The sequence below is a fragment of the Bradyrhizobium sp. WSM4872 genome (assembly GCF_055811715.1).
Window position 1 is genome coordinate 66,073 of record NZ_JBVVPT010000029.1, and the last position, 19,929, is coordinate 86,001.

General features: G+C 59.2%; 11 protein-coding genes. 6 read left to right on the plus strand and 5 right to left on the minus strand.

All coding sequences use genetic code 11. The features are described 5' to 3' along the window. Positions 1–98 precede the first annotated feature (98 nt). On the plus strand, positions 99–5,330 hold the full coding sequence (locus AC0L3C_RS29160; protein WP_473409654.1) for a hypothetical protein: 5,232 nt from the start codon (positions 99–101) through the stop codon (positions 5,328–5,330). Positions 5,331–5,372: 42 nt separating this feature from the next. On the opposite strand, the gene AC0L3C_RS29165 is transcribed toward AC0L3C_RS29160, so the two are convergent. Further along, entirely contained in the window at positions 5,373–6,932 is a 1,560-nt protein-coding gene (locus AC0L3C_RS29165; protein WP_473409655.1) for a hypothetical protein, read from the minus strand. Further along, positions 6,932–7,351: a hypothetical protein gene (locus AC0L3C_RS29170; RefSeq protein ID WP_473409656.1), complete on the minus strand. Its 420-nt coding sequence runs from the start codon at positions 7,349–7,351 to the stop codon at positions 6,932–6,934. Before AC0L3C_RS29170 ends, AC0L3C_RS29165 begins: the two co-directional genes overlap by 1 nt. A gap of 1,289 nt (positions 7,352–8,640) precedes the next feature. Here AC0L3C_RS29170 and AC0L3C_RS29175 point away from each other — a divergent pair. Continuing rightward, positions 8,641–8,853, plus strand: coding sequence for a hypothetical protein (locus AC0L3C_RS29175; protein WP_473409657.1), 213 nt, complete (start codon positions 8,641–8,643; stop codon positions 8,851–8,853). 2,578 nt (positions 8,854–11,431) lie between these two features. Here AC0L3C_RS29175 and AC0L3C_RS29180 read toward each other — a convergent pair. Continuing rightward, positions 11,432–12,160, minus strand: coding sequence for a hypothetical protein (locus AC0L3C_RS29180; protein WP_473409658.1), 729 nt, complete (start codon positions 12,158–12,160; stop codon positions 11,432–11,434). A 239-nt stretch (positions 12,161–12,399) separates the two neighbouring features. Between AC0L3C_RS29180 and AC0L3C_RS29185 the strand changes: the two genes are divergently transcribed. Continuing rightward, complete coding sequence (locus tag AC0L3C_RS29185) at positions 12,400–13,833, plus strand: hypothetical protein (RefSeq protein ID WP_473409659.1); 1,434 nt, start codon at positions 12,400–12,402, stop codon at positions 13,831–13,833. Further along, entirely contained in the window at positions 13,830–14,375 is a 546-nt protein-coding gene (locus AC0L3C_RS29190; RefSeq protein WP_473409660.1) for a hypothetical protein, read from the plus strand. The genes AC0L3C_RS29185 and AC0L3C_RS29190 overlap by 4 nt, the downstream gene beginning before the upstream one ends. Before the next feature lie 489 nt (positions 14,376–14,864). Here AC0L3C_RS29190 and AC0L3C_RS29195 read toward each other — a convergent pair whose 3' ends face one another. Continuing rightward, on the minus strand, positions 14,865–15,365 hold the full coding sequence (locus AC0L3C_RS29195; protein WP_473409661.1) for a hypothetical protein: 501 nt from the start codon (positions 15,363–15,365) through the stop codon (positions 14,865–14,867). Here AC0L3C_RS29195 and AC0L3C_RS29200 point away from each other — a divergent pair. Further along, positions 15,365–15,931, plus strand: a complete 567-nt coding sequence (locus AC0L3C_RS29200; protein ID WP_473409662.1) for a phage major capsid protein — start codon at positions 15,365–15,367, stop codon at positions 15,929–15,931. The two genes, AC0L3C_RS29195 and AC0L3C_RS29200, sit on opposite strands and share 1 nt — an antisense overlap. A gap of 1,198 nt (positions 15,932–17,129) precedes the next feature. On the opposite strand, the gene AC0L3C_RS29205 is transcribed toward AC0L3C_RS29200, so the two are convergent. Continuing rightward, on the minus strand, positions 17,130–17,648 hold the full coding sequence (locus AC0L3C_RS29205) for a septal ring lytic transglycosylase RlpA family protein (RefSeq protein WP_473409663.1): 519 nt from the start codon (positions 17,646–17,648) through the stop codon (positions 17,130–17,132). A 326-nt stretch (positions 17,649–17,974) separates the two neighbouring features. On the opposite strand from AC0L3C_RS29205, the gene AC0L3C_RS29210 reads away from it, so the two are divergent. Next, on the plus strand, positions 17,975–18,682 hold the full coding sequence (locus AC0L3C_RS29210; RefSeq protein ID WP_473409664.1) for a hypothetical protein: 708 nt from the start codon (positions 17,975–17,977) through the stop codon (positions 18,680–18,682). The last annotated feature ends 1,247 nt before the right edge of the window (positions 18,683–19,929 follow it).

Below are 19,929 nucleotides of genomic sequence, written 5' to 3' on the forward strand. Positions count from 1 at the left end.
CTTCAAATCGCTTTATTCTTCAACTACTTACCCGTGGATGAGCGGTGAAGCATCAGCATAAGAGGCGTTGATCGCGAACAACCACGGAACAGACGGGTATGCCCGAGGAAACGTACCAACCAGCCAAAATCGCAGCCCCGGCGGCGACGGGCGGGGCTGGGCCTCAGTTCGAGGCTAGGGTTGGTGCATTCTACGTTCTGCCGCTGCTCGCCGGCGGCGAGCCGCGGGGCCTCCCCGGGGCAACTGTCCGCAGCGTCGCCTTTCAGCAACGGGTTGCGGACCACCCGCTCGACGATGTGGTGGTCAAAGCGATCAATCGGGACGGCTCCCCGGCCACATTGGAGATCCAGGTTAAACGCAGCCTGACCTTCACCGCCTCCGATATGGAGTTTCGCGACGTCGTCGGACAGATCTGGGAAGCAGCGCAAAAGCCCGACTTCGCGACCAGTCGGTACGAACTCGCCGCCGCGATCGCGCGAACAACAACGCGTATCGAGCAAGCCTGCCAAGAAGTATTGCAGTGGGCCCGCCAACTACCGGACGGCGCCACCTTTGCCGCGCATATCAACCGCCCGACGTTCGCATCGAACGACATGCGCAGTTTTGTCGGCGTCTTTTGTACCAACCTCACGCTGGCTGGCGCGCCGGCAGACGACGACACGGTTTGGCGGCTGCTTCGTCGCATTCAGATTTTGGTTTTTGATTTTGAGTCGACCGGCTCGGACTATGACCATCGGGCGCGCGAACATTTGCGTTGGTTACTCGCCTCCGGCCAGGCTGACCGCGCCAACGAGCTCTGGCCGGCTCTGATCGATCTTGTTGGCGCAAGCACCCGCGCGGCCGGCGCAATGGATCGGGCTACGGTCGTCACAACGCTCGAGCAGCAGCATGGGGTTCGCTTCACCGAGCAGCCCTATGTGCGTCCTGTCTATGAACGCCTGACGGAAGCCGCCGAGCAGGCGCTCGATGAGATCGACGAAACCGTTGGTGGCGTACGCCTTGCGCGAAACCGGCTGATCGATGAAGCGGACAACCTCCTCCACGAGCATCCCGTGCTGCTGATACAGGGTCGGCCCGGCGTCGGTAAATCCGCGGTCATGAAGCATCTTGCCGCGCGTCTGCAAGCAGAAGGCTGCGTCCTGGCTCTGCGCCGCGGCAGGATTATTTCCGGCGGCTGGTCGGTGATGGCTCACACGATCGGCTGGGCCGGCTCTCAAGCGGAACTGTTCAATGAGCTCGGGGTCGGTGGCGGAGCGACACTGTTCATCGACAACATCGACCAGATCGACGATTCTGGCGAATGGGCCACCGTCACCGATCTGCTGTCGCAAGCCACTCGCAGCCAGGGCTGGCGCATCGTCGCGACCTGCGGCGTCGAAAGTGACGACTGGAAAACGAAACTTCCCGCGCGCGTAAGAACAGCAGGCATCGGCAGTCTGGTGGTGGAGGCCCTGTCGGATGCCGAAAAAGCCGAGCTATCGTCGCAGAACCAGGCACTGGCCCGGATTTTGGCCGACGGCCATCCGGCCAGGGGAATTGCAGAAAACCTTTTCTATTTGTCGCGCTTGGTCGAACTCGGTGTCGGACAGGACGCCAGCATTGCAAGCGAACTTGATCTCGCGCGCCTGTGGTGGCGCTATGGTGGCGGCCGATCCGAGGACGATCGGCGATTTGCGCGCCTGAAGCTGCTGCGCGCGATTGGCGCGCAGGCGATCTCGACCCCGTCGCAGGCGACGTTCAACGTCGACAATCTCGAGTCCGCGACCGTGGTTGAACTGTTGCGGCACGAAAGCCTGCGCGAGGAGATCCGGGGCGCAAGTGTAACTTTCCGTCACGATGTGCTGCGTGACTGGACGATTGGATTTCAGCTTTACGAAGACGCCAACCTGTTGGCAGCGCAGCCAATGGGACGGCCACTGCCGGCTGTTCTGGCACGGGGCGTGGAGATCGCGGCACGATTGGCACTGGCCGATGATCCTACGGGTCAACGCTGGTTGGCATTGCTTGCGATTGCCGAACGCCAAGGCTGCCATGGAAGCTGGAAGCGACCCATATTGCTGGCACTTCCGCGCTCTGAAGATTCCCTGACATTGTTTGTTGCTCTGACACCCGTCTTGTTGAAATGGGGCGGGCGCCGTTTGCGCGAAATCATTCGGCTCATGATCGCGGTCGAGTCTGAGCCCCTCGCTGCCTTGATCGCTCGCGTGAGGCCCGACATCGCTCTACCGGTGGCGGGCGGTGGCGACTTCATCGCGCCGAAAAGTCCCAGTTGGGTTCCACTCGTCATCTGGCTTACGATATCCGCAAAGTCTTTGCCGACCGAACTCATCCCAGAGGTCGTCAAGTTATTTCAGGCGTGGCTAATGACCACGCATGGTTACAATCATCCGCTCAACACGCAGATTGTCGGGATTCTTTTCGATTGGCTTGCGCTCGTCGAATCACACGTGACGCATCGCGCCTACAGAGATATCAGGGAGGTTCCGCTGAGCCTCAATATCGATCATCTGGATGACGTGCGTACCGACATCAGGATGATCGTGTTCACTTTCGCAAATCTCAATCCAGCAGCGGCTGCACAATACCTGACCGCCATCAATTCAGAATCCATCCGCCATCACGACCAGCAAGCTGTTCTTAAATCGCCCGGAACGCTACCTGAGGCCGCTCCTGGGCCATTTGCAGATTTCGCGTTGGCGTCGCTGATCGAGAAGAACGATCCAGACCGCTATTATTCGCGGCGGCGCGACCACGGTCCGTTCCAGTCGCATGAGCACGTCTTTCTGGATATGTCACCCGATGGCGGTCCGTTACTCTCGGTTCTGAACGCATCCCGCGAAGACGGATTACGACTTGTTCGCGGGCTCGTCGAGCACGCGACGCAATGGCGCCGCGAGCAATGCCAAGAACAACGAAGGCCATTTCAACAAATCACTATCCCATTTCCGGGCAACGCGAAGAGATTCGAGGGCGATCTCACCGTGTATCGTTGGGCACGGAACTCGGCTCCCTCGCTGATCGCAACTACTGCATTAAGAGCACTGGAAGCCTGGGGTCACCTCCAGATTGCGGCAGGACGCCCGTTCACCGATATTCTTGATGAAATCCTTGGTCCCGATGGCTCAAGCATTGCGTTCCTCAGTGTGGCGGTTGACCTCGCTCTCTCGCATTGGCGGGCGGCCGCTGATGCAGTTTGGCCCCTAGCGGCGAATCCGCGACTGCTTCAATTGGATGAAGATCGTTTCCAACATGACGTTTCTGGCGTCAACCGTCTCTCTCGTACGGGAAATCAGCAGGTTCGGGCTGCCATTCGCGTGGATCTCGACGCCCAACCGTCTCGATGGACGCGCTTGGCCGACATGATTGGACGTTACGTGTTCCGCAAAGACGCTACGTGTCTCAGGCTTCTCCGGGCGGCTCTCGAACAGTCGCGCGACGATCTCAATGACCTGGTCGAAGACCATACAAATCGGATTGAGGAGCTTCAGCTAACGGTCGCACGTGCCCTTCGCATGACGGAAGCTGAAAACTGGGAGACCGTGACGAGGACCTCGCAGGACGGCACAGCAATCGAGGCCTATCAGTTTACCGACCCCTCCGAAAAGCAACGGGAAGGAGAAGCTCAGGCGGCACGCGCAAACGCCAACCTCCAGCGCATGACTATTCGCCGTCGGATTCAGAGGGCTCTCCTTGAACCCGACCAATCGACGCCCGCTTTGTTACAAGAAGCACTTGACTGGGCAAAAGCGCAGCCATTGGAAGCTGGGCCGATGCCTGATGGAGAAGGTGAAAGCTCAGATGACGAGAACAGAAGCTACGACGCCGAATGGAACCGGCGCGCGATCGTGATGACCGCGGCGCTTGTCGCCCGCGACTATGAAGCTGCGGATCGCAATGATGCTTTGGCTTGGGGAACGCCAATCCTACTGGCAGCATCAGAGCAAACAATCAGGGAATATCAGGGCGATCAGATCGAATACAGTACGACGGCAATTGCAACGCTCGGAATCGTGTCTCTTTTTCTCAAAGGCGATCCTTCCATAGCGCAGAGCATGATCTTGCGGGCAGCGGCACACGAACATCCCGCCGTGCAGGAGGCGCTCGGCCAGAACCTGCTACGTCTTGGCGAGGTCGACGAACGGCTTCCCCGATCGATTGCCCGCATCGTCATGGTCAGCGCCGTCCATCCGCGCCGCGTCCTGGGCCTTGAGAGGCAGAAGGAAAGCGAGCGCCTTTACCGCGAGACAGTCGATGCGGCCATTGATAGCGAACAGCATTGGCTCGACGGAGAAGGTGCTGAGCCTTCATGGCCCGAATTGGCGTCGTGGCGATCGGCACCGCGCCAAGGCATTCGCCGAGGCGACCATGGACACATCGAAGACGACGAAGATGACGATAAGCCGCCGAGCCACTATGTCGATGAACACGCAATTGGTCGGCTCATGCAACATCTCATCCGTTTCACCATTAGCGATGTGCCCATCTGGGTCAAAGGGTTGGCTGGTCACCTCATGGCGTGGACCGACGAAGCCAATGGCCCGCATGGAGAAGGTGTGCGCGAGCGCGACAATCGCCCGCATACCTGGAATATCGACTTCTTTGACTTCGCCGGCGTGTTGAGTGTTGCCCTCCCGCATTCGGAGGTGACCGACTTGTTCTTGAGTCGCATCGTGCAATTCAGCGATGAAGCGTTTCACGACGCGATGGCGTCATTCGTTCGCGGGTATGACCGAGCCACGGTGGCCGCGGACACGAAGAACCCGGAAAATCCTTCAGCGGTTCGCGCGGTACTTGCAGATCGCATCAAGCGCAGTTGGAACTATCGGCGCTTAGGACGTGACAAGAAATTTAACAGCGAAACCCATGCTGGCGACGCACTGAATGCGATGTTCTACCAGCCGTCGCGCTGGGCCAACGCGGGACGTCCCACGATCCCAGATAATTGGTCGGGCTTGCAGACAAGTATCGCCACGCTCACCGATCTCGTAGTCGGAGCGCCAACCTCAGGCTATCTGGCTAGCCTGTTCTTGAACTTGGTTGAATCCTCGCTTAACAAGGCACTCATTCCTTTCGTCGTGCAGGCGATGGCTGCTTGGTGCTCGGCTTATGGCGTCGACCGGAATTTCTGGGCAGAGAAGAACATCGGCAGCCGCGTTTGCAGCTGGTTCGACGCCGTTCTTACCAATGACGCCACGGCGCTAGCTGCCTTTACTGATCGGGCAGAAGAATTTTTCAGGTGTCTCGACATTGTCGTTCAGTCGGGCGTAGCGCAAGCACGCATTCTCGAAGAGAAGATCGCCAACTCCGAAGACGGCCGCAAAGGCTGCTAGCTAGCTGGGTTTCCGCATGGCGAAACCGATCTCTAAGAATTGTCAAAACACGCCCCGGCGGCGATTTCGCCAGAAGTTCCAAGCGGATTGCGTGAAGCCCGTGCCCCGTGTGACCCATCGTCGGACGCGCCTCCAGACTGGATGGGACCGCCAAGTAGATTTTCGACTGGGAGCCATCGGTGGCAGCCATCCGGTGACGGGCCCGACATGCACATCAATTCCGTAGGCGTATTGCTGCTGCTTGTACGGTGCTCCGCGATACAGGATGGCGACTGAGGTACCCGCAAGCCTGCGATAAATGGTGTTGTCTGTCGCGCAGCTAAACAGCAGTGCCACGCCGAACTGTTGGCCGTCAGCCGTTGCCACTACCGTTACGAACAGAGCGCGCTCATCCGGTTCGCCAACTTCGACGCTCCAACCGGCTTCACGCAATGGCCGAACCAAATCTTTGATGCAATCCTCTGAAAGGAGGGCGTTTCGCAAGAGCACGCCATCATCCGTCGGCATCTCCGGCACAAGACGTCCGTGTTTCTGGTAACGCCGCTCCTCAATCAGCTTGAGGCTCATCTGCGCGTTGGCCTGCAGCAAGGCTTGCTGCCAGAGCAACTTGCTGTCCGCATTCATGTCGGGGAGGAGCAGCGACACGACGTGGGTCTCGTCGTACCATGACTCGATCAAGGCCAACGTCGCCAGCGACACGATCAGCCGGCTGAAGTTGCCCGATTCCTGCCAGTCTGAATGAGTTCCGAGCGCGAATATATGCCTATTCAGCCACGTTACGCCGTCATACTCGCCCGTCTTTTGAAAGAACGATTTTTGCAGCCAGCGTCGGAACGTCTCGAACGCGAAGATGCGCTCATCCTGCCCAAGCAGGTAATCCTTGGTCAGATAGTCCGGAGGTACCCACATTCGTTCATAGTGAGGTCGTGCTGCGTTTTCGATGCAACGATCGATAGCGCGATCGATCTTGACGCCTATGGGAAGCTCGCTTTCCGAGTCGGACACGATCCGCGTCAAACCTCCTTCGATGGCTGGAATGAGCGCGGAAATGCTCGCGGCGCGGTAGCCACTGTAGAAGGCCAGGTACGCCTCACGCGCCAAGGCACACACTTTTCGCAGGCTTCGTGCACTAGGCAGTATCTGCGCAATGCAGACGGCTTGGAACGACAAAGTGTACAAAGTTGAGGTATGATAATCGAAGAGCTGGATGGCTTGCTCTCTCGTCCGGAGTTTTGCGTCACCGAGAATCTTCTCCGTCTTCTCGCTTGGAATCCAGAAGGGCGAGAACCACTCCATTTTCTCCCACAACTTGGCCTTTGCTTCGGCCGTTTGCCGCCGGGCTTCCCAGTTCGGATCGCCTGTTGGCTGGATCTTCGGGAAACACGCCTTGACATCGCCGACGGCAAGCACGAGGGCGGGAGTCCTTGCGAAAATCCCAACCTCGCGCTCCTCCACGCTTGTCACATCGAGGCCGCGTTCCGTGGCCCACAATTGAATCAGCTCAGGCGTCAACGCGCCAAGCGACGACGCGTTGCATGCGCGGTGCCAGAGCGCTTGGAAGTGACAATCGAAATCTGACGTCGTGTGCACGGTGAAGGCCATTAGGACGCTTTCTTCGACTGGGCCATCGCACAGGCCACCATCCGCTCGCAACACTCGTAGAGCAGGTCATCACGGCTTAAAGCACGAAGTGCCTCGACATCCGGCGAGCCCGCGACGATATTGAGCGTTTGCTCATGCGCGGTCCCGCTGTGGCTCTCCACAAACCATTCGAGCTCGAACCGATCGTCGGTTTTTCGGGCCACTAGCCTGGCTCTTCCCAAATACGACTGCCTGTGCGCGCGATAGTGAGCCAACTCGTCCGAACACATCGGCTCCTTCGCAAGTGAGGAGTTGGCGTTCGGATCGACGATGGCATACGGTGCTGCACTGACATTTTCATAGGCCTCGGATGGCAGACTGCCGTCGAATGTGGCTGGGAAGCGACCGTAGGACAAGCTCGCCTCACCGATATAGTGCATGTGGATATATCTTTGCTTGAGGCACGCTTCACGGCTGGTCTCGTGCCATCATCAGCGAGACATACCGATACGCCTCGGATACGCGGCGCGTGCCGGGTCGATTTAGATTGGGCAATCCAAGGCCGGAGGGGGAAGCCGCGAGAGGCATCTGATCATTCAGAAAGCGATGAAAGGCGAAGTTCGTCACAAAGAGATGGACGACCGTCAGGCCCGGCGCCAATTCTCGCTTTTCATATTGCTCAAGCCGCCTAGCGGCATTCTCAAACCGTCGCCCAAAAACTGGATCAGCTGATTGACCTTGCCGCCTGACAGAATAACTTCATGCTTCTCGGAGAATTCGCCAGCCGAATTCCAACCGCATTCCGGACGGCACCTGCCGCAAGTTCAATTCAAGCACTGTTCGCCGCCGCAGTACATGAAGAGCATTCGGTCTAGGACTCTCTTTTTTGGATTGGATGTCTCTGGCCGAAAACGCGGCGCAATCAGACCGGGCCCATGTGCACGCGGGAGCGGACAATGTTTTATGATGATCGAACGATTGGCTCCCGGAAAGATGCGGCATCGCAGTTCAAGTGTCCTCGATGCGAGGGGTGGCCACGACTTGTGAAAGTCGATCCACACCCAAATGGGTCCGATTGCCTCTACGAAGGCAGATGCGGCGCTCAGATCTGGGACCAGGCACTGAGCGACGTCCTCAAATGAACTAAGATGTAGCCTCCATGCTGCTCGCTCATTTCCCGCTGATTGTGCTCGATAGCTTCGCGAGCATGTTGTTTGACGCTGCAACCGGCGCACTCGCGGAAGCCGAACAGCTCTGAACCCACAATCATCCTGCTCGAGTGATCACTGAGCCGAGCCGAAGGGTATCGATGAACTCGGTACCCGACTGGACTCCGCACCTAGGCAGCGTCGGGACTTCGCGCATGGACGGCGGAGACAAAGGCCGACGGTCGGATCATGTTGCACACTTTTTATCCAGTTGAGAGCTGCCAGCTAGCCAGACCCGACGGACCCTCCATACCTTCGATGCGGATTAAGTCTGCTGCATTGTGAATTAGATCATATTGAAAGCCAGAAGATTGCGGTACGATCAATTCGCCGGAGGTGGCTGCATATTTCACTCAGATCAACTCGGAATCTTTTGACCGTGTGGGCCGCAGTAGCCCCCCTGCTGCGGCCTTCGTGGTGTTCACGTCCGTCAGCGCCACGATGAACCGGCCCGGCCGCCGCAAGTTTTCCATTTTTGTATCGGTTAATCTTGCGTTCTATTGTCATTGGAGGACGTCATTTTGCCGAAAGAATATTGCCTGATCGTTCGTGCTGCCGGAAGACAACTGGACCTGTTGCGCGGGGAAGCTTCCCGCATCGCGAAAGGCACAAACGTCGATTGGTGGATCGATCGCGCGGAGGTCGGAACTCGTTTCTGCTTCGAAGATACGAAGGCCAAGGAGTCATTTGCTCTCGCTTGTGACAACTTTGGCATTTCCTGCCGGGACGGCTAGCCTAAAGCGACGTTGCAGGCCGTCGGCAGTGCACCAGCTATGCGGGCTCTTCAGCGCTAATCCGGCCCCCGTGCCTAGGAGGTCCGCACCTAATCCGAAGCACGGGAGCCGAGCGCTTCGGCGCCGCCGCCGATAGCGGGCTCATGAAGCACGCTCCCGTGCGGGGCGCAACAGAAGTAGGCGGAGTTGTATCAGCGGCCGAGCAGCTAGTGCCCCGGGGTAGGTTTGAGGTAGACAGTAGGCCCGACCGCCGGGTCGCGGGGGCGGCCGCGACCAGGCACCATCAGGATCGCGATTCGCTCAATGATCCGTCTCGTTCCAATATTGGAAGATTAGATCTTTGAACCACATGTGTCGCCTAACAACCTCGCTGGCGGTGGCAGAGCAACCCGCCGCCATGCCCGCGTTGAACGAAAGCCATTTCCCGCCTGTGAAATCTCCATGAAACAGAGGGGGTCGAAGATGCTGGCGTCGAACGTGGGGATACGAAGATGCGGGTTCTGATGAACCTGATTTGGCGGCGCCTTGCTTACACGATGCTGGCTGGTATGCGGTCGAAGATCGTTAGGCAATGACGAGAAGGGCGGCCGCGTAAGATGGGCGGAATCCGTGCCGGGTCCAGGACGGTCCACCAGGCCGCCGGAGCCGGCGCCCTCCCAATGGCGCCGACTTCAACGGCCGGCGGCCTCCGCACGAGAGGGGCTTCCGTCAGACTGCCAGCCTCTTCGCGGATGAGGATCAGGCACATTAGTTACTAGCAATGGCGACGAAAATATGAGAGCAAACGACAGACATCGTCCTGCCGGTTCGCGGTGGCGGGCCGAGAGTTCAACCGCTCAAAGTCGACCTAAGCCAAGCGGCTGTCGGGCCGTGATCGGTCGCGGTGCGCTTCGTTTGAAAACGAGCTGGTCAATGTCTCCAGCTTCGATTGCTCTTCGCTCAAGCGCTTTTCGACGAATTGGCGCTCAAACTCTGTTAGGCTGGTTTGCAATAAGTGGCGATATCGTTGAATATTGTTCCGGTGCGTTCGCACGCCAGGCAACTGCTCATCAAGCATCATCATCATCCTTTGACGGGCACTAATCCATTCCGTTTTTGCTTCACGGGGATGGGACGGCCCCGAGGCAACATTCCACAGCGCCGCAAGAGCGGAGTATCCTCGCGCCCGCGACGCTGGTATTAACCTGGCCGGGTCTTTAAAAATCCAGGCTCTCTATTCTGTCCGACTTAGATGACAGAAACACGAAACGTCTCAGGGAAGCGGCCCGCCTGTTCACGCCGCCAGACATCCTGCACGCAAGGCGGGAGCCCAACACTTTCAGTACACCGGCAATGCCTCGGTGCGCACACCGGTGATGGAGCGAGTATGCGCCGAATGGGTTCTCAATCGCGAGTCAATTCGCGGTGCGCTGGTCCGTGCGCCAGCGGCGCAACGCCCGCGGGCCGGGGAGTGATTCTGATTGAGATCGTTTAGCCGCCAATTGAGGCGGCTTTACTTTCTGGCGCGGCTTTCCTCCTTGGAGAGATCAGTCAGAAACTCGTCCGGTGCGCATTTGCCCGCAAATTGGGCGGCGGACTCGAATTGGTATCGATCGCCAGTCCTACCTTGATCCTCGTCCAGTTTCGAAATTTGGCGGGGCACTAGGCGAGGGTAATCGGCCTGACGTATGGCTCATTGTATCGCCCAATAACCACCGTGGCATCCTGATCAGGAAGCGTTTGGAGCGCTTGCACATTGCTTACCGCTGCCTCAGTGACGCGCTCTCGCCCAGCTGCCCGTGCGTTCTTTGGACCTAGGGTCACACTACGGACCTCACCAAACGATCGGGGTAAATTTCATACCGCGCCGGGGCAATTCTTCTTTCAGGCGCTCAGCGCGGTCTCTCGCCGCAACCCCAACCAGACGGTACTTCTCTCCAAGTAACTCATTCGCATCGACCTGACGACGAATGCTTTCGTAAAGTCGCAGAATGCTCTCGCCGCTTAGGCGCACGAAGTTCCCGACTGTGCGCGTGTGGCCGACCGCTATGGTACTGCTTTTCTCCCGCATGTCGGCAAGAAGCTCTTCGATTGATTTCTGTCGTTCATTTTGGCACTCGAACCTCAGTTCCCCGGGAGCCGCTGCGCGATCGATCTCTCAGCAGCTGTCCGGCCATGCGATCGGGCAAGTTCATGGCGCGCCGAGTATGCACCAAGCTTCGCGAAGACAGATCGCGACCAATCAGCTTTGCGGGCAGAGCGGGGTGCTCGTTGCCAATCCCGCGCCTTGATCGCCCTCGTCCACATGTTGCGTCGTCACGTCATTCAGCTATCGACTTCGCCTCGGCAACGAAGAGCGAGCCCGAAAGACGGCGACGCTGTACGAACTCATCAGATCGGATCGATGCTCGCAGCTTTTCGCTCGCCTGGACGGACATACCGACGAGTTGCTCCGGCTTCAGGAGAGGGAAAAGAAGGAACACGACGCGGCTTGGAGAAAGCGGGACTTACTCTATCGAAGCGTCCGGAAGGCATCCGGCGATCTGCGCTCGGAAATCGATCGCATCATCGAGGCGACCGACTGAACAAACCGCGGCAGTCATTTCTCGGCTAGCGCACGCGACCATCGAGTTTGAGGGTACGGCGGCATGAGAAGCGGCTCACAACAGATGCTTTCGAAGCGGACGCCGGCGCTTCCGCGCGCGGCCGCGGTATCGATTACCAGACGATGCGTCGCCTGCCCGAAAACCTCGCCGACAAGCGCCGGACTGGCCCAAGGCCGTTCGTCCTTTCCTCTCAGGAACATGAAGACGACGTAGCCCGACCTCTCGAAAGCCTTCTTCACCTTGGCGGCAGCGTCGAAATCCTCGTTGGTGAAGGCGATGAAGACACGATCTTCCGGCTCCGCTCCCAGCCAGTCGTTCACGAACCGACAGGCCTCCTCGTCTTCCGGCGGCTCGATCCGATCGCAGGCCGACTTCTTCTCCGCCAACCGTTCCGGCACATCCTTCGCGCGATAAGCGAACATCACACCTGCGCGCCCTTCCGCGAAGCCGAAGGGCCAGGCCGCTTTCGCAAAGGTCCCCCAGTCCCTTTCCTTCGGAGCGTAGCCCTTGAGTGCGGCGAGCCTCGGTGTTTCCGGCGGCTTCAACGCGGACGCGCTACCCAACACGACGTCGATGCCGACTTGGTCGAGCGTTTGCCAGACGCCTCTCAAGAATCCGTCGTTCGGACCTATCCCCTGCTCCAATATGGCCCCAGAGGCCATGCAGACGAGCAGCAGCACCGATGCTGGGGCCAAGAACCACGCTATGATCCTCTTGCCCATGATGCGGAAGATTCCGAACTGCGACCGCTGCCGATGCATCGAGCATGCTCCCCAGCCACATGCGGAGTCCAAGAGACCATCCTGGCATAGGACCGTCTCCGGTCACAATGCTACCGCACCATCCAGATGCCCCAAATACCGGTCGCGAAAACCTAGGGGATCCCCCGGCAAACACGCTTGTCCGGCCTGACATTTCGGGGCGAGACTACGGGCGATCGCTTCGGGAAACGAGAGACGCCATGGGCGGGTTCGACGCATTCGTCTGCTACCGGCGGTCCGACGGCGCGCCCGCCGCGCGACGCATCAGGCGCCTCCTGCAGGACTACCGGCCGCCTCGCGATCTTCGACACGCTTCGGTCGGAAGACTGCGCGTTTATCTGGACACCATCTACGAACGGGCCACCAACGACTTCTTCGAGCGCGTGACCCTGCCCGCGCTGATGTCCTCCCGTCATCTGATCGTCGTAGCGACGCCGGACGCGGCCGCGCGGGATCCCCTTACCAACGACTGGATGCAGCGGGAAATCGACGCGTTCGAGGCAGGTCCAAACCAAGGCAACATCATCGTCGTGCGCGCTGCCGGCGAATTCGCCGGGCCCCTGCCCGGCGACCTTGCCCAACGCTACCCCAACATCGAGATCATCGACATGAGGGGTTACGGGCCCCTCGCCTTCCTAAGTCCTGCGAAGGCCTCGAGGCTCGCCGACGAGACGGTGAAGCTCGTCGCCCCACTGCTGGGGCTGAGCCTGGACGACATGCCTTCGCTCAGACGCGAGGAAGAACGGCGGCAACAGGTTCGGCTCGGTGCTGCGGCGGGAGCGGCCGTCGCCGTAATCGGCGCGGTGACCGCCGCTTCCATATTCGCGTTCGTAAGCAGGAATAGCGCATTGGACGCGCTTTCCCGCAGCGTATTCGCGACGGAGCGAACCATCCAGACGATCCGTTCCCTGCAGCCCGGCGAAGCGCGCAACAATCTTCTGGCGACGAGCTGCGATCTGCTCGATTCGCTTTCCGACCGCTCCCGGTCTCCACCTCAGGCGCTGGCGCTGGTGACGTGCCGCACCGAACGATCAGAGGCACACGATCGGCTGAACGAGCCGGATCGTGCCGCGGAACTGCTGGTGGCCGCAACCAAGATCGCGGAAGACGACTTCACGAGAACCGACGCCGCCGACGACGCGCTTGCGGTGGTAGAGGCCAGGCGCGCGGCCCTTGAGCGCGCCTTGCGGACCGATCCATCGAATGCAGGTCGCGCAGCAGCCGACTTCGCCATACGCGCCCTCGATATCTCGAGGAAGAAGACCGAAGAGCGCGCGATTCCGGAAACCGCTGCCACGGTCCTGCAGCGGTCCGCGGTCGAATTCCTACGCGCACAGAACCTCGACGCCGCCCATGATGCCGTCAATGCCTCCATCGCGGCCGGAGAAATCGCGCTGGCCCGGGAGGAACGCCTCCCGACCAGACTGGAGCACGTCGTCGCGATCGCGCTAAAATCGCAGATATGCTTCGAACGCGGCGAGCGACCGGCGGCCGCCGAGGCGAAGGCCGCGGCCAAGGCCATGTTCGATGGACTGGATCGCAAGCAGCTGGCCGCGGAGGGGCTAGGCGACCGATCTTCCGAGGTCGCCGACCTCGTCGAGAAGACCGGCGTGGCGCCAATGGGCCGACAATGAGCAGAGGTTTCCTCGCTGCATTCGCGATCTCCCTCGTTCTGGTCGGTACCATTCTCTGTGGCGCTGGCGCTGGGCTCGCCTATCTGCTGGTGCCTAAAGCTGCTACAAGGTACGCTACCGCTATCTTCTCGTTTGCCGTCCCGCCCGGCTGGAAGTGCCGACGCGAACATCTGGATCACGTCTGCGACAGTGGCCTGCCGCCGCATGATGCCATCGTGATCTTCACGCTGAAGCGGCGCGGAGAGCAGGACACGGTGGAGGCCTACGAAGACCACCTTCGCGGCCCCATCGTCGCGGCCGGCGACGAGGGTCGGCAAGCGGAATTCGTCTCCCTGAAGAGAGTGCGGCTCGCCGGCGCGGACTGGATCGAAGGCGTGCGAAGGGACTCCGAGGTGAAGAACTACGAGACCACATATCTTGCGAGCCTTACCGCCGAAGCAGCTGTCCTGTTCACCTTCAGCGTCCACGAACCGGCAGCTCCGGAGCGTAGACGTGAATTCCGTTCGATGGCCGACAGCCTAGTCATCTACCAGCGCCGATGACGCGGCATCCTCGAGCGCTCTTGAGCGGCTGCCGGGATAAGCGTGTCTCGACGACAGCGGCTGCGGCTTGAGCCGCTTGGCGACGAAAAGCGCCTGCTGTCCGCTCCCGGAATTTGAACAACGTGGACACCGCATAGCAGTGATGGACAGGACACCAAATGGACACCCAGTTTGTCAGCCCACTAACTATTTGATTTTATGGCGCTCCCTAGCGGGACTTTAGGAAGTTTGAACAATCAATGGGTTAGCCTTGGGTGGGACAACATATCATTCCACTCAATCCTTAGCCTTTCCACCCTGAAAGTCCCACTAGCCACCGGAAAGATAGCTTTTATGGTAGGGTAAACTTCGATTCGAAGATGGGATGCCGGTTATGATTAGCGAAGGAACCGAGCCGAGCGACGACAAGCGCGAGCCGTACACGCCGCCGCCTCCGCCGCCGACCGATCAGGACCATCGAAAGAACGAGACGCCGCGACTGCCCATGCGCTAAAGCCTGGCAACAATCGCGATGAGCAATGAGATCAGTCCAAAGAACGGTGCGAGGACGCCGCACCGTTTGGCGTAGTCTAGCCATTTTGCCATCCGCTTGTTTAGCGCGGTGTTGGTGGTTTGGCCCTCTAGCAGACGAACAAGATAGGCCTCATAGACCGCTTTTGTTTCGATGTCCGGTCTCATTGCCCATTGCCAAAAATCAGCCGACCGGCCCGGCAAATGGATATCAGCGCTCCACATGCTGACAAAGCAGCAGTAAGCGCCTCCGACAAGCGGAACGGCGATGCCTATCGGCACCCATGCAAAGACCTTCGGGACAGGGGCGGCCGTAACAAAGATAGCTGCCGCCGCAGAAATCGCGGCGCTGGCGACCGCTATATAAAATTGAAGTAGCGCCAAGGCATGCCGATCGCCCTGATGAATCAGGTCGACGATCGCGGCATTGCGCACCCGCGCATCGTTACAAGCAAATTGAATATCGCTCGATTCCAGCATTGCGCGCTCCGTCCTTTGCTGAGCCGAGCCTCCCCAGATTCGCGTGGCAAATCAATCCGCCGCCGACCAACGCACCCGCCGCGAAAAGGGTAAACCCGCTGTACGGCACCGGCGCCGCGCGCGGAAACAAATCGGCCAGCGGCGACGCGATCACCATCACGTCGTTGAGCGCCGCACGTCAGGCGCTTCGGGGCATGAAGGACATCGATGGAAAGACGCCGATCAACGTCACGCCGAAACACCTCGTTGTGGAGCCGGCGAAGGAAACGGAAGCGGAGCAGTTCCTCGCAACCACGCTGTATCCGAATCAGAACAGCGCAGTGAACCCCTTCGCCGGCAAGATCCTCGTGAGCGTCGATCCGAGGCTGACCGGCAACGCGTGGCGCTTGTTCGCCGATCCGGCCGAGGTCGCCACGATCATGGTCGCGTATCTCAACGGGGCCGACGGCCCGATGGTCGAAACGCGGCTCGGCTGGGATGTGCTCGGGCTTGAGGTTCGCGCGGTGCTCGAATTCGGCTGCGGCGTGAACGACTCCCGGCGCACGTATCTGAACCCCGGCAACTAAAACAAAGAGCTAACCGAGCAAGCCAATCCTTAGAGGGCCACGCGGCGGGTCCGACAGCACAAAGCCAATGCCTCCCCGGCTTGCTCGGTTCGAGAGTCTATCGTGAGGGGCTTAGGCCGGCACTTGAACTTGCCGGCAGATGACGTGATTGAGCTTCTTCCGTGGACAATCGCCAACTAGACCAGTCTTCGGGGCACCGTGTTCGCGTTCAATCCGAACAAGCCGTAACCCACACAGCGCTGTGCGGGAAGAGGGGCTCGCGGGTTGAAGCCGTTGCTGCGTAAGGCTCCAGCGAGCAAATTTAACCGGCTGAATTCTTCGATCTTTTCGCCCGAGCGTTGGCAAGCCAAGGTCAGCGGAGCTGTCAGTGTTGGTGGGATCATCAATCTGCGAAGGCCTCCGGTCGTCAGAATGCCGTCAGCGGCAGGTTAACTTTCAGTTGACTTGCTTCACCGCTGGCACACGATGACCGCACACCAAAAGGAGGAGAGGATGCTCAGTCGCTTGCTCGCTTTGGCTTTCGTCCTGGCAGGTGCCAACACGGCCATTGCCGATGGGATGAAAATGCCGACTAGCTCTGGTGACCTTAAATGGGAGACAGCACCACCCACCTTGCCGAAGGGAGCGGACACCGTCGTACTCTCCGGCGCCCCCTCCAAAGAAGGGCTGTTCGTTCTGCGCCTAAGAATGCCAAGCGGTTATAAAATTCCCGCATAATCATCCAACAAATGAAGGCGCTACCGTCATATCGGGCAACTTTCACATTGGAATGGGCGACAAACTCGATGAGACGAAGGCGATTGAGCTAACAGCGGGCGGATACGCCGAAGCGCCCGCCAAAATGAATCACTATGGTTGGACAAGCAGTCCTTCCGTTGTTCAAATTCACGGTCAGGAGCCATTCGGGATTGCTTACGTCAATCCAGGCCACGATCCGAGTAAGAAGTAGCGAAACAAACAGACCGTCTCTGTGCTCGCAAGGCAAGAGAAAAGCCCGGACGGTGGTCCGGGCTTTTTTGTTAGTCGTTATCGTGATGAATGACGGCTTTCTCTCAGCTGCCGTCCTCATTTTTCTTTTTTATGACGGTCGTTCTATCACTTTCCCGATGCTCGGCCTCCTTGATGACCGTTGTGCGGTCCCGATCAAATAAGGCCAACCGGAATGAGTTCGGCCGTCGTGACGGCCAAGGGTTACTAGCTAAAGCACCTCTGCGCGAACCCGGGCGACGCCACGATCGGTAATCTCCAAGCTGCGCGCGGCGCCAAGCGAAAGGTCGATGACGCGACCGCGAACCCACGGTCCGCGATCGGTGATACGAACGACCACCGATTTGCTGCTCTTCAGATCAGTGACGCGAACATGCGTGCCGAACGGCAGGTTGCGATGAGCTGCAGTTAGCGAATTCCGATCAAACGTGGCGCCGCTCGCGGTCTTTCTTTTCGAATACGAATAATAGGAGGCCTTCCCGGAGAACACTTGGTTGAAAGATCGAGGGGCTGAATGATCTTCCGAGCTACGCGTCGGCTCTTTCCCAATCCGAGGTAGCGGCTGCGGGCTCTGATTAGTCTGCTCCGGTGGTTCAGGAGCCGGCTCGGCGTGTGCTTTTGGAATGATCGACCATCTCTCATTGAAGTCTTGTGCTGCGGCCGACTCTGCATGTGTCCACATCCAAGCCGGGACTGTCGCAATCGCGGCTATTCTATGAAGAAGACGCATCGTGGGCCTCACTACAAATCGAAAACAAAGGGACAATGCAAACTCATGAGGTGTGTTCCTGAAGACGAATTCATGTGTCGGCAAAAGGTGAGCGCATACCGATGTTGCCGGCCTTGGGAGCGAGATGCGCGTAGGCGCGCCGCAGAAAAGCAGCGGTCTCGTTGCAGCGCATCAGGTGGATCGGCCGCCAGTCCCGGTCGCATCTCTGCAAAAAACAGCGACAATCTCGCAATGAATCCATAGCGCTGCCCGATTTCAGCCGCATCGCGGCCCATGTCCCGGCAAAGGGTCGTGCCCGGGTTGGAGGCGCAACACCGGAGTTTCCTATGTCCGGTCAACTGCGTATTTGCTTTGCCGGTTTCGTTCTTGCTGGCGGTCTTTGGACGACCCCTTCGTTATCCAATCCTCTTGCCGAGCTTCTCAATACCACTTCTCGCGAAGACGCCGCGACGTCTTCCGCGCAAGCGGAATGCTTGCCGCGGCCCGACAGGACGACCGCGGACGGGGCGCATTGGGTCTATCGGTTCGACGGCCACCGTAAATGCTGGTTCCTGACGGAGGGTATCGCGAAGGTGAAGAAGACAGTTCGTCATCGCGGGGCCCAAGATCGCGCCGCGAATTTGGACGAGAACGGGACTGCGCGGCCCAGGCAGAGCGCGGTGGCTGATGCGCGCGCGGAGTTGCTGCGCTCCGCACCGGCAGAGCCTCCTGTACCCGAAATCAAGGTAGCTGATGCCGCTTCCGTACTCGCCATGGGCATCATAATGACTTCAGCGGCCCCCACCATTCTTCACAGCGGCCGGCTTACGCCTGAGCATTCCGTGCCGGGCCAAGTCGACGTTGAGCAGCTCCTCGCGCCCGCGCTCGCCGGCTCACCTCCAGCTATGCCGATGGGCGCGCGCATTTCAGCGGCGCACGACGAGGCACACAGCTGGACGGCAACTTGGTTAGGTGTGCTGCTGATGACGCTTGGTGGCTTCTCGATCCTAAGCTCGAGCCGCACGCTTCGGCAGGCGGTGAGATTACGCCAGTGAGCTGGTGCAACACGCGCGCGACGCCGCGCGATCGATGAATTCCAGGAGTTGGTATAGCCGAATTGCCACACGTACAAAGGATCCGCGCGCCCGCACTTAGATTGGCACTGCCTTAGACGAACATTCGATTACGATGATGGTCCTCGTTTTGGATGGGGCCACCATCATGCGGTACAAAGTTTTCGTGGTGGACAGCAGCCGGCGAGTGATCTGCGCCGCAAAGCTCGACTGCGTTGACGAGCAGGCGGCGAGACGTCGAGCCGAGCAAATGTGTGGCGAGCACGACGTTGAGCTTTGGGAAGGCGATCGATTTATTGCTGTGTTCCGAGGTGCAACGTCGAACGAAAACCGGGGTGACGGCGCGATCCTGAATAGACGGCCGGTCTCGCGGCCGAGTTAGTTCGAACATTGTGAGACCCGCCGGGCCTGGCAGGTTGCCGACATGTCGCAGGGCCACACTTATCGCGGCTCGCCAGCGCGTCTCAAAATTTGGCGTAAAGATTGGCCCCATCAATGAAGAGCGCAATCTTGCTGGGAGATGACATGATGCGTGATCTCTGGAGGAGGAAGTGCCGTGCTGCGGGGGGCGTATATGTGAACCCGCCAATGAGGCGGCACTTCTAAAAACTTTCATCAAAGCCGGACCTCCCGAGGCTATACCGAGATCCTTTAACCTTCAAACAGTTTTGCAGCCGCTAGGACTAATTCGAACACCTCATTCGAGCGAAAACTCTCCCGGGGCGCATAAAAAGGGGTGTCGGCACCTGTGGATTGGGTCAGGCGTTTGAACTATTCTCAGACCGTTCGCAATCCTTTCGCAGTGCAATGTCTGATCAATTCCCAATCTATGATGTCGCCGTGACGAGGCGAGGGCGAGGGTGGACTTGGCGCGTGCGCACCAGCGAAGAGACAGTTGTGATGTGGCAGCCGCGCCACTGCCAGCTACAAAGCAGCTAGGGCGCTTTTTCGGTTGCTGCTCTCGGCCTCCTATGGGTCGACTAGATTGATTACCTCGGGCAGAGCTCGAGGACACTCGCCACCCGGTCACAGCGGGGAATGGCCTCGTAGCGCCTGCTGCCGGGCTTTGCAAACTCGGCTACTCCCAAACTCCAATAGGCCACTAAGGCTAAAACGGGCTAGTGCCGGTGCTGTTCTAGTTAGGATACCCGTAGAGGCAGATCAGACAGTTCACAACGCAACGCCGCCGAGCACGTGGCTCGAAACCTCGGTCTGACAACGGGTCGCAC

Coding starts and splice junctions, on each gene's coding strand:
- AC0L3C_RS29185 (WP_473409659.1), top strand. CDS start 12,400: ATGGGCGGGTTCGACGCATTCGTCTGCTACCGGCGGTCCGACGGCGCG.
- AC0L3C_RS29190 (WP_473409660.1), top strand. CDS start 13,830: ATGAGCAGAGGTTTCCTCGCTGCATTCGCGATCTCCCTCGTTCTGGTC.
- AC0L3C_RS29210 (WP_473409664.1), top strand. CDS start 17,975: ATGTCCGGTCAACTGCGTATTTGCTTTGCCGGTTTCGTTCTTGCTGGC.
- AC0L3C_RS29205 (WP_473409663.1), bottom strand. CDS start 17,648: ATGCGTCTTCTTCATAGAATAGCCGCGATTGCGACAGTCCCGGCTTGG.
- AC0L3C_RS29165 (WP_473409655.1), bottom strand. CDS start 6,932: ATGGCCTTCACCGTGCACACGACGTCAGATTTCGATTGTCACTTCCAA.
- AC0L3C_RS29180 (WP_473409658.1), bottom strand. CDS start 12,160: ATGGGCAAGAGGATCATAGCGTGGTTCTTGGCCCCAGCATCGGTGCTG.
- AC0L3C_RS29160 (WP_473409654.1), top strand. CDS start 99: ATGCCCGAGGAAACGTACCAACCAGCCAAAATCGCAGCCCCGGCGGCG.
- AC0L3C_RS29170 (WP_473409656.1), bottom strand. CDS start 7,351: ATGCACTATATCGGTGAGGCGAGCTTGTCCTACGGTCGCTTCCCAGCC.
- AC0L3C_RS29195 (WP_473409661.1), bottom strand. CDS start 15,365: ATGCTGGAATCGAGCGATATTCAATTTGCTTGTAACGATGCGCGGGTG.